The organism is Bacillus mycoides (genome assembly GCF_001757995.1).
Lineage (GTDB): Bacteria > Bacillota > Bacilli > Bacillales > Bacillaceae_G > Bacillus_A > Bacillus_A mycoides_B.
Map to the genome: position 1 here is coordinate 136,597 of NZ_LXLV01000025.1, position 12,150 is coordinate 148,746.

A 12,150-nucleotide genomic window follows, 5' to 3' on the forward strand; every position below is an offset into this window, starting at 1 on the left:
ATTTTTATATTAAACAATATGAACACACTTAAAACTGCTCATTCTTCTCCCAAGATTCTACAATATAATGAGCAATCGTTGGATTGAATCCTTTACCAACTAAGAACATAATCGCAGCAACTTCTGTTAAAGCATGTTTGTGTGATGTATGTTTCGCTTCATTTAAACCGTAATCTACCCAAGGTTTTACGAAATCAAGTACAGGTTTCTTTAAAGGTAAAAACTGTGTACCGACAACTTGTTGGATTTGTTGTTGCGTTGGTTCTGTAATAGGTCCTGGTGGTAAAATTTGTGGCTGTGTAATATCGAGTGTAGGTCCTGGTGGTAAAATTTGTGGCTGCGTAATATCGAGTGTTGGCCCAGGCGGTAAAATTTGTGGCTGCGTAGGATCAATAGTTGGTGGTGCAGGTGGTGAGACACGTGCGTCATAGTTTGGCTGATACATTTGTTGTTGGTATTGCGGTTGTTGTGGCTGAGTTGGATATGGATTTTGTTGATATTGTTGTTCTTGATTTTGTGGTGCTACATATGGATTTTGCTGATATTGTTGTTCTTGAGTTGGTGGTGCTGCATATGGATTTTGAGGATATTCATAATTTGGACGTGTGTCATATGGATTTTGTTGATATTCAGTTTCTTGAGTTTGCGGTGTTGCGTATGGATTTTGTTCGTATTGGGGCTCTTGATGTTGTGTCTCTTGCTCCCCATATTGTTCAGCATATCTTTGTTCCTGATGTTGAGGATGAAAAGGTTGTTGTGGGTAAGGCGGTTGATTATTATAGAACATGTTGATTCCTCCTTAATAATGATGCCTACCACCTAGTGTATGGGCGGACAAGAAAATATGTGATGAAAAAAGGCGGGCGTGTTACAATAAGAAACTGGGTGAAGATAAAATGATAAAACAAGAAAAAATACAAAAAACAATAACTTTCGTAAAGCATATTTTAGAAAAAGATGCGAGTGGGCATGATTGGTATCATATTGAACGCGTACATAAATTGGCGATTTCTTTATCCGAGCAAGAAGGGGGAAATCGTTTTATAATTGAAATGGCAGCATTACTTCACGATGTAGCAGATGAGAAGTTAAATGCGAGTGAAGAAGCAGGAATGAAAAAAGTTTCTGACTGGCTAGAAGGATTGGAAGTTTCAAAGGAAGAAAGTGATCCTATTCTCCATATTATTGCGAATATGTCCTTTAAGGGTGGCCATGGTGGTAAAGTGGAATCAATTGAGGGGAAAATTGTTCAAGATGCAGATCGTTTAGATGCTCTTGGGGCAATTGGAATAGCTCGTACATTTGCATACGGAGGGGCCAAAGGGAGATTAATGTATGATCCCAATGTTCCGCCTCGTGAAGTGATGACGAAAGATGAATACCGAAAAAATAACGATCCATCTTTAAATCATTTTTATGAAAAACTTTTAAAATTAAAAGACTTAATGAATACGAACGCGGCAAAACAAGAGGCTGAAGTTCGTCATCGTTATATGGAACAGTTTATTGAACAATTTATGAAAGAGTGGAATGCACAAATATGAAAATGTTAACTGTGGAGAACTTATCGAAATCATACGGAGAAAAACCGTTATTTGATGGATTATCATGTAGTATTACAGAAGGACAACGTGTCGGAATTATTGGTGTAAACGGTACTGGTAAATCGACATTATTAAAAATTATTGCAGGATTAGAAACTCCTGATACAGGTGATATGACGCATTCACGTGGGTATACAATTAGTTATTTATCACAGCAACCAGAGTTTGATGAAAAACTAACAGTATTAGAGCAAGTGTTCCATGGTGATACACCTTTAATTCGTCTTCTTCGTGATTATGAACAATCGTTATTAAATATCGAAAAAGATCCAAGTAATGAAAAAGTACAGGAACAATTATTTGCAGTGCAGCAACGTATGGATGCAATGAGTGCATGGGAAGCAAATGCGAATGCAAAATCGTTATTAACGAAATTAGGAATTACTGATTTTACAGCGACTGTTGGAAACCTATCTGGTGGACAAAAAAAGCGTATTGCAATGGCGCAATGTTTTATTGAAACACCTGACTTATTAATTTTGGATGAGCCTACGAACCATCTTGACCATGAGACAGTTGAATGGTTGGAAGAATATTTAGCAAGATATACAGGTGCGGTATTACTTGTAACCCATGATCGTTATTTCTTAGATCGTGTGACAAACCGTATTTTTGAATTAGATAACGGTAAACTATATAGCTACGAAGGAAACTATAGTACATTTTTAGAAGCGAAAGCACTTCGTGAAGAGCAAGAATCGGCACAAGAATCCAAACGCCAAAATTTATATCGTCGTGAACTTGCTTGGATTCGCCGTGGTGCAAAAGCCCGTTCTACGAAACAAAAGGCGCGTATTCAGCGTTTTGATGAGCTAAAGGGACAAGAAGGACCAGCTGCAAAACAGTCAGTTGATATTGCACTAAGTGGAAGTCGTCTAGGAAAGAAAGTACTTGAGTTAAAAGATGTAACGAAAAAATTTGGCGATAAGACGGTACTACATAATTTTAATCATATTGTGAAACCAGGCGATCGTATCGGAATTATTGGGGCGAATGGAAGCGGGAAATCTTCTCTATTAAATATGCTTGCAGGCAAGTTATCTCCTGATAGTGGTGAAGTTGAAGTAGGACAAACTGTAAAAGTTGCTTATTATACGCAAGAAAATGAAGAGATGAATTTAAATCAGCGTATGATTGAATACATTAAAGAGATTGCAGAAGTTATTCATACAACAGATGGAAAAGTAATTGGTGCATCTCAAATGTTAGAACGTTTCTTATTCCCGACGCATTCACATGGTACACCGCTTGGTAAACTATCTGGTGGTGAAAGAAGACGTTTATATTTATTACGTATTCTAATGGGAGAACCAAACGTACTATTACTTGATGAACCTACGAATGATCTAGATACACAAACATTAACAGTACTAGAAGATTATTTAGAAGATTTCCCAGGTGTCGTTTTAACTGTATCGCATGACCGTTACTTCTTAGATAAAGTAGTAGATGAATTGTTCATCTTTAGTGGTGAGGGCGAAGTGCGTGAATTCCTAGGTAGTTATACGGACTATTTAGAGATGGAAAAGACGAAAGAACTTATTGAGAAAGCGGAAGTTCAAAAAGAGAAAAAAGTAGTAGAAGAAGCTCCAAAACAACAACGTAAACGTAAACTTTCATACAATGAGCAGCGTGAATGGGAAACAATTGAAGATACAATTGCCGAACTAGAAGAGAAAATTGAGTCAATTGGAGAAGAACTTGCGAAAGTTGGATCTGACTTCACAAAGGCACAAGAATTATCTGAAGCACAGCAGAAAACAGAAGAAGAGCTAGAAAAAACGATGGAAAGATGGAGCGAACTATCAGACATCGTTGAAGGATTAAAATAAAAACAAGCTGCATATATTGAAAAGTAAAGAGAAAAACTTTACACTATTGGTAGAACCTATTTTAGGAGGGAAAAAATGAGAACATCTAATCCAATGTTGAAAAAAGAGGCATTCCGTAAAGAGGGAGCAAATGCTTCTGCGATGACTATTGGCGGAACAGTAGGCAAAACGTTTATCATGCTTATCTTGCTGCTTGCAACGTCTGTCTATTCATACATACAGATGACGCAAGGTACAATGAAGATGCCAGTATTAATTGGTGCTTTAGTTATTGCGGCAATCGTTGCGTTTGCGTCTATATTCTTCCCACGCATATCACCTATCGGTGCGCCAATCTATGCAGCGGTAGAAGGGGTAGTGTTAGGAAGTATTTCAGCGGTTTATACAATGAAATTTGGCGATACTATCGTTTTAAACGCTGTATTACTAACAATTTCTATTCTATTTGCGATGTTAGTTTTATATGCAACGCGCGTAGTAAAAGTAACTGATAAATTCCGTACAGGTGTAATTGCAGCGACAATGGGAATTATGGTTATGTATTTAATCGTATTCTTATTAAATATGTTCGGTGTAACTGTTCCATATATTCACCAGGGCGGTACAATCGGTATTATCATTAGTGCAGTTGTTATCGTAGTTGCTGCGTTAAACTTATTACTAGATTTCGATTTAATCGAAAGTGGTGCACGTAGCCAAGCTCCAAAATATATGGAGTGGTACAGTGCAATGGGTCTAATGATGACTTTAGTATGGCTATACTTAGAAATTCTTCGTTTTGTTTCTTACTTTACGAAAAATGACTAATAAAAAAATCCTGCATGAAAAATGCAGGATTTTTTTATTTTCAAAGATAAATTGAAAACATCGTATAATATGGATGCTATTAACTCGAATTGAAGGGGATGGAATATGATGAAAGAGAAGAACGGGATTATGAAAAAACTATTTTCTAAAAGTTTTTTCATAGAACTAGATGACGCTTTAACATATCCGTCAGCAGAAGTCATTCGTTCAGCTATTGAAGGATATGGGGCTGAATGTAATGAACAATTAAAATTTGAGAGTAAAGTTTAACCGATTACTTTCTTGGCGAAGGTCGGCTGAAAATGTAACAGAATATTGTACGAAGGGGTCACTTGTTGGGATTACAGGGCGTATTCATACGAATAATTACGATGATGAGAAAGGAAAGAAAATATATAGAACTGAAGTTGTGATTGAGAGTATTACCTTTTTGGAGAGAAGGAGGGAGGGGGCATCGCATAAGAAATAAGGAGTATTAAAATAAAAGAGGGCTTTGTAGCAGAGCCCTCTTTTATTTTTGATTGATACCTTCCCAAACAATATCCAACTGTTGATTAAGTATATTTTTCGCACTTGTTTCATTAGCGTGTAATAGCGAGTGGGACATTAGTGTATAAAAATAAGTACTCATAATAGTAGAAGTGATGATATTTGTATCCCATGGACTGTGTAATTTTCCTGTCTCTTTCGCTTCTGTAATAATAGAAGACAAACTTTCTTCTAGCTGGTGTATACTTTTTAATTCATTTTCTACTAAGTAGTTAGATTTAATAATTTCAAAGACGGCATGCTTCATTAATTCACCATGTCCAGTAAATCGATCCAGTAAATCTCCTAAAACAAGTTTGATTCGCTCTTTCGGATGTTCTACATTTGCATATGTTTTTAAACTTTCATTCCATAGTTCAATTTGAGAATCACCTAAAAATAATAATATGTTTTCTTTTTTCGGAAAGTAGTTGAAGAAAGTTCCTTTTGCAATCCCGCATGCAGTAGTAATATCTTGAACCGTTACATTTTCGTACCCACGTTCTTGGAAGAGCTGTACTGCTTTTAGGAATATAAGTTCTTTTAATTCTTTTTTTCTCGTTTCTCTAAGCATATAATCGACTCCTAACACAAACAATTATATCTGTTTATTAGATAATCTCAAACGAAATTGTATTTCATAAACAAGTTTACTGTTTAATGAAGTTTAATACAATCATAGGAGTTTTTAGGTCGTGTTGTATTTGAACGCCCTTTGTGGATGTAGCGTTAGAGTTTTCCATTATTGTAATTGTATCTTCATCATTTACTAAAATTAATAAAGTTTTTATAGATTGATCTTCATATACAATTTCCATTTTACATGATACGGATTCCATAGTTTGTTTAGTTAAAGAAACCTCTTTAGGTGTACCTGCTTGAAGAGACTTAAGCATTTGTACAATAAACCCTTTATTATTTGTTTCGGCTTTTACTGTATTATTTTCCTTCATATTTAACAACTTTACATCTGTTATTTCATCTGTTTTCAATGCTAGTTTTGAAACTTCTTTATTTGAAGGAGAAGAAGTACACCCAAGTAAATTAATAATTAATGCAGTTGAAAGAAGGGTAGAAAGAATTCTGTTCATACTTTTCGCCACTTTTCGTTATAGTTTTTTGTTATAAATGAAAACTGTATAGTTCATGTGCTTGCCTATCAGAAACCCATTTCGGAACATGTTTCATTACTTGGTTTCTTAGTATAATTAAAGGTTTACTTTCCATTTGTGCCATTTTTCCAATGTTCCATGCAGTGTTTGAGATTTTTTTAATCCTATTTCGTCTTTTTTGTTCGTATTCTATAAATGCTTGACGATAGTGGACGTTATTTTTGATACATTCAGCAAGAATAATAGCATCTTCAATTGCCTGACAAGCTCCTTGACCTAAATTAGGTGTAAGTGCATGGGCAGCATCTCCAATAAATACGATGCGTTTGTCAAAAAATTGTTTCATTGGAGTGATGTCTACAATATCACGATGAATCATATTAACGTCATATGCATTTTTTAAAATAACTGGAATGGGATTATGATAATTTTTGAAATGACTATATAAATCTGCTGTTGTGTAAGCTGTGTATTTTCGATCCCTAGCTTTAGCGTTTATGAGCGCATACCAGTATACTTCGTTGTTTGGAAGAGGGACGATACCAAATCTACCGTTTGTTCCCCAAGTTTCAATAAAATCGTTTGTTAAAGATAGATTATGAGCTGGAGTTACGCCGCGCCAACACGTATAACCGGCATAACGATAACCATCACATTGTGTTACTTGTTTTCGAACGACAGAATGAATACCATCTGCAGCAATGAGTATATTGCCGAATGCTTCACTACCATCTTGAAATAATATTTTTAAGGCGTTTTCTTCATTTTGTTCTATTTTTACGCACTCTTTTCCCCGCTCGACAGTACCTTCTTGTAGTTTGGAAAGAAGCAATTGATGTAAATTTTTTCTATGAATAGAGTACATTTTTGGATAACAAGTTGGAATGGTCAATTTACTTAATATAGATCCTTTTTCTGACACAAGGTTAAAACCGTCACTTCCGTTCCCCAATTTTTTTATTTGCTCAGAAATTCCATATGGTTCGAGTGCTTGCATTGCATTTGGGGCAATGATAATACCTGCACCAGCAACAGTAGGTTCAGTATTTTTGTCATATACTTTTACATCTAATCCTATTTTTTGTAAGGAAATTGCTGCGCAAAGACCAGCAATACCACCACCAATAATCATGACATTATTCATTTGTTATCCCTCCACTTTCAAATGACTTAACTCATAAAATGACCAAGGTCATTTTATGAGTTAAGGTTAATACCTTTTTTGGTTATTGTCAATTAGACTTTTAACTATAGTTTCGGAACGAATAGGTGAAAATAGAAATAATTAAACTTCTATAAAATGTAGAAAAGGAATTAGTAAAATTAAGCATTCGAGTAGGAGTATAGAGTGATAACATGTTACAATACAGCTAAGAACAAGCAATAAAGGAGAGTTATTTTACGTGAAAATTAAAGCAATTGAACCGACGCCAAGTCCGAATACAATGAAAGTTATTTTGAATGAAGTACTACCATCAGGAGCGCGTAATAATTATACAAATGAAAATGCAGAACAAGCACCAGTGCAAGTGCAAGAAATTTTGAAGATTGAAGGCATTAAAGGTGTGTATCATGTTGCAGACTTTTTAGCAGTGGAGCGAAATGCGAAGTATGATTGGAAAGTTTTATTACAACAAGTTCGTGCTGTTTTCGGTGAAGAAATAGTGGAAGAAAGTGAAGAACAGCAAATTTCTCATTTTGGAGAAGTGAAAGTGTTTGTTCAAATGTTCTTTACTATTCCAATGCAAGTGAAGTTAACAGATGGAACGACAGAAGAGCGTGTAGGCTTACCTGATCGTTTTAAAGAATCCATTATGAAAGTGCAAATGTCTGCACCTAACGTTGTGAAAGAGCGCAAATGGGTAGAGCAAAGTACACGTTACGGTAATTTTGAAGAAATCGGGAAAGAAGTAGTAGAAGAAATTGTTGCTGCTTATTCAGAAGAACGTGTAAATGAAACGGTTAAAGAATTATTAGATCAAGCGGGTGCTGTTGAAGTAACGATTCAAAAGCGTGAGCCATATAAAGTAACAGAAGAGATGATGAAGGATTCCGACTGGAAAAAACGTTTTGCAGCTTTAGAACAAATGGATCCTACTGAAGAAGATATGCCAGTATTGAAAATGGCGCTAGATGATGAGAAAGTATCTATTCGCCGCTTAGCAACAGCTTATTTAGGTATGGTAAAAGGTGAAGGCGTATTGCCGTTATTATATAAAGCATTATTAGATCGTTCTGTAAGTGTTCGCCGTACAGCAGGGGATTGCTTATCGGATGTAGGTGACCCAGCAGCGATGTTCGTTATGATTAAATCTCTGAAAGATTCAAGTAAATTAGTACGCTGGCGTGCAGCAATGTTCTTATTTGAACTTGGTGATGAAAGTGCAATTCCGGCATTAAAAGCAGCTGAAGATGATCCAGAGTTTGAAGTAGCAATGCAAGCACGTTTAGCTTTAGAACGTATTGAAGGTGGCGAAGAAGCAAAAGGATCAGTATGGAAGCAAATGACGGAGTCTCGTAAAGGGGAATAGTTTATGATTGTTTTCTATGATAGTTGGTGTCCGATGTGTACAGCAGTTGCAGAGCGTACGGAAAAATTAGATAAAAAGGGTACGATGAAATTTGTTTCATTTCGAGATGAAGATGTAGTTGAGAAGTATGAACTTTCTCAAGAATTACAAAGTAAGATGGAACAGAGATTGTATATTTTAAAAAATAATAAGTGGTATGACGGAATTCATAGCATTAACGTATTAGCAAAGGCCGTTCCATCTTATTGGTTTGCAGTGCCGTTTATAAAATTATCTATCGTACTTGGATTTGGAAGTAAAGTATACGATTATATTGCCAACAATAGAAAACTTGTCCCAGTTGGACACTGCCGTGAAGGGGTTTGTGAAATCCCTACAAAAAAATGAAATCATCACTATCTTTCTTTTGCACCTATTAATAGCGCGTGATATGATGAAGTTGGAATGAAAGTTGAAGGAGAGATTACAAGATGTCAAATGCATATGAAGAATACATGCGCCAAATGGTAATTCCAATGCGCCAAGAATTAGTGCGTTCTGGATTTGAAGAGTTAACTACAGAAGAAGCTGTAACAGAATTTATTGAGAATGCAACAGGTACAACATTAGTTGTTGTAAACTCTGTTTGTGGTTGTGCAGCTGGTTTAGCACGCCCGTCAGCAGGTCAAGCAGTTGTACGTGCTGAAAGACAACCTGATCATCTTGTAACTGTATTTGCAGGTCAAGATAAAGATGCTACTGCAAAAATGCGTGAATACTTCGGAGAAATTCCGCCATCTTCACCATCTATGGCATTACTAAAAGGAAAAGAAGTTGTTCACTTCATTCACCGTCATGAAATTGAAGGCGCAACAATGGACGAAATTATTACAAACTTAGAACAAGCTTTCGAAAAGAATTGCTAAAGAAGGGGGAGAGTAAATCTCCCTCTTTTCTTTATATAGAGGTGAAACAATGATAGTAACAACAGCCGGAAGAACAAATAAAGAAATGACAGATTATGCAAAAAAGGTAGCAGAAGAGTTACAAAGTTCTTTCGTTATCCGTAATGATATACCTGTACATAAACTACATGAGCAGTATGAACAAGATGTACTTGTCGTAGGGAAAAACCGATTAGCTATTTATCCGAAAGGTACGGAAGAGTCGTTTTTCTTTCATCCAAACTCAGCGATGTTTCGTGTGAAAAGGTTAATGCGCGGAGAACACGATCCGTTTGTACAAGCTGCTAAATTAGAGAGCGGAATGAGAGTATTAGATTGTACGCTAGGTATGGCATCAGATAGTATTGTAGCTAGTTATATTGTTGGCGAAAGTGGAAAAGTAACAGGGCTTGAAGGAAACGAATATATGGCTTATATCATGGGGAAAGGCTTGAAAACATGGTCTTCATCCGTTTCTGAAATCGATGAGGCAATGCAAAGAATCGATGTAAAGCAAACAGAGCATTTTTCATTTTTAAAACAATGTGAAGATAATAGTTATGACGTTGTTTACCTTGATCCGATGTTTGAAGAAACTGTCATAGAATCAGATGGAATTAAAGGGTTAAAACACTTCGCTTTGTATCATGATATTACTGACGAAACAATTGCAGAAGCGAAGCGTGTGGCGAGAAAATGTGTCGTTCTGAAAGATCATTTCCGTAGTTCTAGATTTGAAAAACACAATTTTCACGTATACAAAAGAAAAAGTGCTAAGTTTCATTTTGGTGTAATTGACCCTTGCTAATTGTTTGAAAAGATGTATAATAAGCAATAATTAATTAAATATACTGTCTGTGATGAAGAGAGTAGTCTTTTTCAGAAGGAAAGCGAGCTAGGGATGGTGTGAGCCTAGTGCAGAAGAAAAAGATGAAGCGCACTTCGGAGACGCTTCTTGAACGAATAGTAGAGTAAGCCGAGGCCCCCTGTCCTCGTTATAAACGGGAAAGTGGTTCGGAATGAACAACAAGGGTGGTACCACGGGTTAAAACTCGTCTCTTATATAGAGACGAGTTTTTTGTGTTTCAAAAAATAAGGAGGTTGTAGTATGGAGTATAAAAAAAAGTTTGCGGAAAGTTTATCAAATATTCTTGCGAATGAATTAACACAAAGTCAAATTTTAGATTTAATTGAAACACCGAAGCAAGATGAATTTGGAGATGCAGCATTCCCATGTTTTTCACTTGCGAAGGAATATAAAAAAGCACCAGCTATTATCGCAAAGGAAGTGGCGGAGAAATTAAATGATCCGTTCTTTACGAAAGTAGAGGCCGTTGATCCTTATGTAAATGTATTTTTCAATCGTGAAACAGTAAGTGATGAAGTATTAAAAACAATTTTAGCGGAGAAAGAGGAGTACGGTCAAAATTACTTTGGATGTGAAAAAACGGTAGTTATCGATTATTCCTCTCCTAATATCGCGAAACCTTTTTCAATGGGGCATTTACGTTCTACAATGATCGGCAATTCGCTGAAACATATCGCCGAAAAGTGTGGATATGAAGTTGTCGGAATTAATTATATTGGGGATTGGGGAACACAGTTTGGAAAGTTAATTACCGCATATAAAAAATGGGGAAATGAAGAAGTAGTTAAAGAGGATCCAATACGTGAATTATTTAAGTTATATGTTCAATTCCATGAAGAAGTAAAAGAGAACAAAGTACTAGAAGAAGAAGGTCGTGCTTGGTTTAAAAAATTAGAAGAAGGTGATGAAGAAGCAGTCGAACTATGGAATTGGTTCCGTCATGAATCTTTAAAAGAATTTTCCCGCATTTATGAACTTCTCGGTGTGGAATTTACAAACTTTCAAGGAGAAGCTTTCTATAACGATAAAATGGAAGACTTTGTTGGGATTTTAGAAGAGCACGACTTACTGGAAGAATCAGAAGGGGCATTAGTCGTTAATTTAGAAGAAGAAGGTATGCCGCCATGTTTAATTAGAAAATCAGATGGTGCGACTATTTATGCAACGCGTGATTTAACAGCTGCTTTGTATCGTCAAAACACATACGAATTTGATAAAGCTCTATATGTAGTTGGCCCAGAACAAAGTTTACATTTTAATCAATTTTTCACTGTATTAAAAAAGCTCGGCTACAACTGGGTTGACGGGATGGAACATGTACCGTTTGGATTCATTTTAAAAGACGGTAAGAAAATGTCGACACGTAAGGGCAGAATTATTTTATTAGAAGAAGTGTTAGAAGAAGCTGTTGCACTTGCGGAACAAAATATTGAAGAGAAGAATCCTAATTTAAAACAAAAAGAAGAAGTGGCAAAACAAGTCGGTGTTGGAGCGGTTATCTTCCACGATTTAAAAAATGAGCGTATGCATAATATCGAATTTTCATTAGAAAATATGTTGAAATTTGAAGGAGAAACAGGACCGTATGTACAGTATACGCATGCGCGTGCTTGTTCAATTTTAAGAAAAGAAAGTGTGGAATTTGAAACGTGTAATTTTGAATTAAAAGACGATTACAGCTGGAGCGTCGTAAAGTTACTCAATAAATTCCCTCAAGTAATTGAAGCGGCTTTCAATAAAAATGAGCCATCTATTATTTCAAAATACGTATTAGATGTAGCACAGGCGTTCAATAAATATTACGGTAATGTTCGTATATTGGAAGAGAGCGAAGAGAAAGACAGCAGACTCGCATTAGCTTATGCTGTGACGGTTGTATTAAAAGAGGGGTTACGTTTACTTGGGGTGGAGGCACCTGAGGAGATGTAAAATAATAATTTTGTAA

The 12,150-nt window shown here is 35.9% G+C and carries 13 protein-coding genes, 1 pseudogene and 1 other annotated feature; of the genes and pseudogenes, 10 read left to right on the plus strand and 4 right to left on the minus strand.

Annotation, left to right across the window (positions count from 1 at the left end; all coding sequences use genetic code 11):
• Positions 1-28 precede the first annotated feature (28 nt).
• Entirely contained in the window at positions 29-787 is a 759-nt protein-coding gene (locus tag BWGOE10_RS10490) for a hypothetical protein (RefSeq protein ID WP_070142323.1), read from the minus strand.
• A 109-nt stretch (positions 788-896) separates the two neighbouring features.
• On the opposite strand from BWGOE10_RS10490, the gene BWGOE10_RS10495 reads away from it, so the two are divergent.
• The 5 genes and pseudogenes from BWGOE10_RS10495 to BWGOE10_RS29780 form a co-directional block, all read left to right on the plus strand.
• On the plus strand, positions 897-1,544 hold the full coding sequence (locus tag BWGOE10_RS10495; RefSeq protein WP_070142325.1) for an HD domain-containing protein: 648 nt from the start codon (positions 897-899) through the stop codon (positions 1,542-1,544).
• Positions 1,541-3,436, plus strand: a complete 1,896-nt coding sequence (locus BWGOE10_RS10500) for an ABC-F family ATP-binding cassette domain-containing protein (RefSeq protein WP_002158067.1) — start codon at positions 1,541-1,543, stop codon at positions 3,434-3,436. The genes BWGOE10_RS10495 and BWGOE10_RS10500 overlap by 4 nt, the downstream gene beginning before the upstream one ends.
• A 75-nt stretch (positions 3,437-3,511) precedes the next feature.
• A complete protein-coding gene (locus BWGOE10_RS10505) occupies positions 3,512-4,243 on the plus strand; it encodes a Bax inhibitor-1/YccA family membrane protein (RefSeq protein WP_048372457.1) in 732 nt (243 codons plus the stop codon).
• Between the two features lie 105 nt (positions 4,244-4,348).
• A complete protein-coding gene (locus tag BWGOE10_RS10510) occupies positions 4,349-4,513 on the plus strand; it encodes a hypothetical protein (RefSeq protein WP_171903105.1) in 165 nt (54 codons plus the stop codon).
• Between the two features lie 10 nt (positions 4,514-4,523).
• Positions 4,524-4,712 (plus strand): annotated as a pseudogene (locus BWGOE10_RS29780) (single-stranded DNA-binding protein); the annotation flags it as partial.
• 42 nt (positions 4,713-4,754) lie between these two features.
• Here the strand turns inward: BWGOE10_RS29780 and BWGOE10_RS10515 are convergent.
• From BWGOE10_RS10515 to BWGOE10_RS10525, 3 genes are all read right to left on the minus strand, one after another.
• Positions 4,755-5,345, minus strand: coding sequence for a TetR/AcrR family transcriptional regulator (locus BWGOE10_RS10515; RefSeq protein WP_070142327.1), 591 nt, complete (start codon positions 5,343-5,345; stop codon positions 4,755-4,757).
• A gap of 76 nt (positions 5,346-5,421) precedes the next feature.
• Positions 5,422-5,862 carry a hypothetical protein gene (locus BWGOE10_RS10520; protein WP_070142329.1) on the minus strand — a complete coding sequence of 147 codons (441 nt, stop codon included), beginning with the start codon at positions 5,860-5,862 and terminating at the stop codon, positions 5,422-5,424.
• 31 nt (positions 5,863-5,893) lie between these two features.
• Positions 5,894-7,027, minus strand: a complete 1,134-nt coding sequence (locus BWGOE10_RS10525; protein ID WP_070142331.1) for an FAD-dependent monooxygenase — start codon at positions 7,025-7,027, stop codon at positions 5,894-5,896.
• A 259-nt stretch (positions 7,028-7,286) separates the two neighbouring features.
• Here BWGOE10_RS10525 and BWGOE10_RS10530 point away from each other — a divergent pair, with 259 nt between their 5' ends.
• The 5 genes from BWGOE10_RS10530 (at position 7,287) to argS (ending at position 12,134) form a co-directional block, all read left to right on the plus strand.
• Entirely contained in the window at positions 7,287-8,414 is a 1,128-nt protein-coding gene (locus BWGOE10_RS10530; RefSeq protein WP_070142333.1) for a conserved virulence factor C family protein, read from the plus strand.
• A 3-nt stretch (positions 8,415-8,417) separates the two neighbouring features.
• A complete protein-coding gene (locus BWGOE10_RS10535; RefSeq protein ID WP_002158060.1) occupies positions 8,418-8,801 on the plus strand; it encodes a thiol-disulfide oxidoreductase DCC family protein in 384 nt (127 codons plus the stop codon).
• Between the two features lie 83 nt (positions 8,802-8,884).
• Positions 8,885-9,319 carry a BrxA/BrxB family bacilliredoxin gene (locus BWGOE10_RS10540; RefSeq protein ID WP_070142335.1) on the plus strand — a complete coding sequence of 145 codons (435 nt, stop codon included), beginning with the start codon at positions 8,885-8,887 and terminating at the stop codon, positions 9,317-9,319.
• Between the two features lie 49 nt (positions 9,320-9,368).
• Entirely contained in the window at positions 9,369-10,145 is a 777-nt protein-coding gene (locus tag BWGOE10_RS10545; protein WP_070142337.1) for a class I SAM-dependent methyltransferase, read from the plus strand.
• A 40-nt stretch (positions 10,146-10,185) separates the two neighbouring features.
• Positions 10,186-10,400, plus strand: a binding site (T-box leader).
• A gap of 45 nt (positions 10,401-10,445) precedes the next feature.
• A complete protein-coding gene (gene argS, locus BWGOE10_RS10550) occupies positions 10,446-12,134 on the plus strand; it encodes an arginine--tRNA ligase (RefSeq protein WP_070142339.1) in 1,689 nt (562 codons plus the stop codon).
• The last annotated feature ends 16 nt before the right edge of the window (positions 12,135-12,150 follow it).

What these genes read in the sequence shown, in the direction of transcription:
- BWGOE10_RS10500 (WP_002158067.1), top strand. Translation starts at nt 1,541, where the DNA reads ATGAAAATGTTAACTGTGGAGAACTTATCGAAATCATACGGAGAAAAA.
- BWGOE10_RS10535 (WP_002158060.1), top strand. Translation starts at nt 8,418, where the DNA reads ATGATTGTTTTCTATGATAGTTGGTGTCCGATGTGTACAGCAGTTGCA.
- BWGOE10_RS10495 (WP_070142325.1), top strand. Translation starts at nt 897, where the DNA reads ATGATAAAACAAGAAAAAATACAAAAAACAATAACTTTCGTAAAGCAT.
- BWGOE10_RS10540 (WP_070142335.1), top strand. Translation starts at nt 8,885, where the DNA reads ATGTCAAATGCATATGAAGAATACATGCGCCAAATGGTAATTCCAATG.
- BWGOE10_RS10510 (WP_171903105.1), top strand. Translation starts at nt 4,349, where the DNA reads ATGATGAAAGAGAAGAACGGGATTATGAAAAAACTATTTTCTAAAAGT.
- argS (WP_070142339.1), top strand. Translation starts at nt 10,446, where the DNA reads ATGGAGTATAAAAAAAAGTTTGCGGAAAGTTTATCAAATATTCTTGCG.
- BWGOE10_RS10490 (WP_070142323.1), bottom strand. Translation starts at nt 787, where the DNA reads ATGTTCTATAATAATCAACCGCCTTACCCACAACAACCTTTTCATCCT.
- BWGOE10_RS10545 (WP_070142337.1), top strand. Translation starts at nt 9,369, where the DNA reads ATGATAGTAACAACAGCCGGAAGAACAAATAAAGAAATGACAGATTAT.
- BWGOE10_RS10525 (WP_070142331.1), bottom strand. Translation starts at nt 7,027, where the DNA reads ATGAATAATGTCATGATTATTGGTGGTGGTATTGCTGGTCTTTGCGCA.
- BWGOE10_RS10520 (WP_070142329.1), bottom strand. Translation starts at nt 5,862, where the DNA reads ATGAACAGAATTCTTTCTACCCTTCTTTCAACTGCATTAATTATTAAT.
- BWGOE10_RS10505 (WP_048372457.1), top strand. Translation starts at nt 3,512, where the DNA reads ATGAGAACATCTAATCCAATGTTGAAAAAAGAGGCATTCCGTAAAGAG.
- BWGOE10_RS10515 (WP_070142327.1), bottom strand. Translation starts at nt 5,345, where the DNA reads ATGCTTAGAGAAACGAGAAAAAAAGAATTAAAAGAACTTATATTCCTA.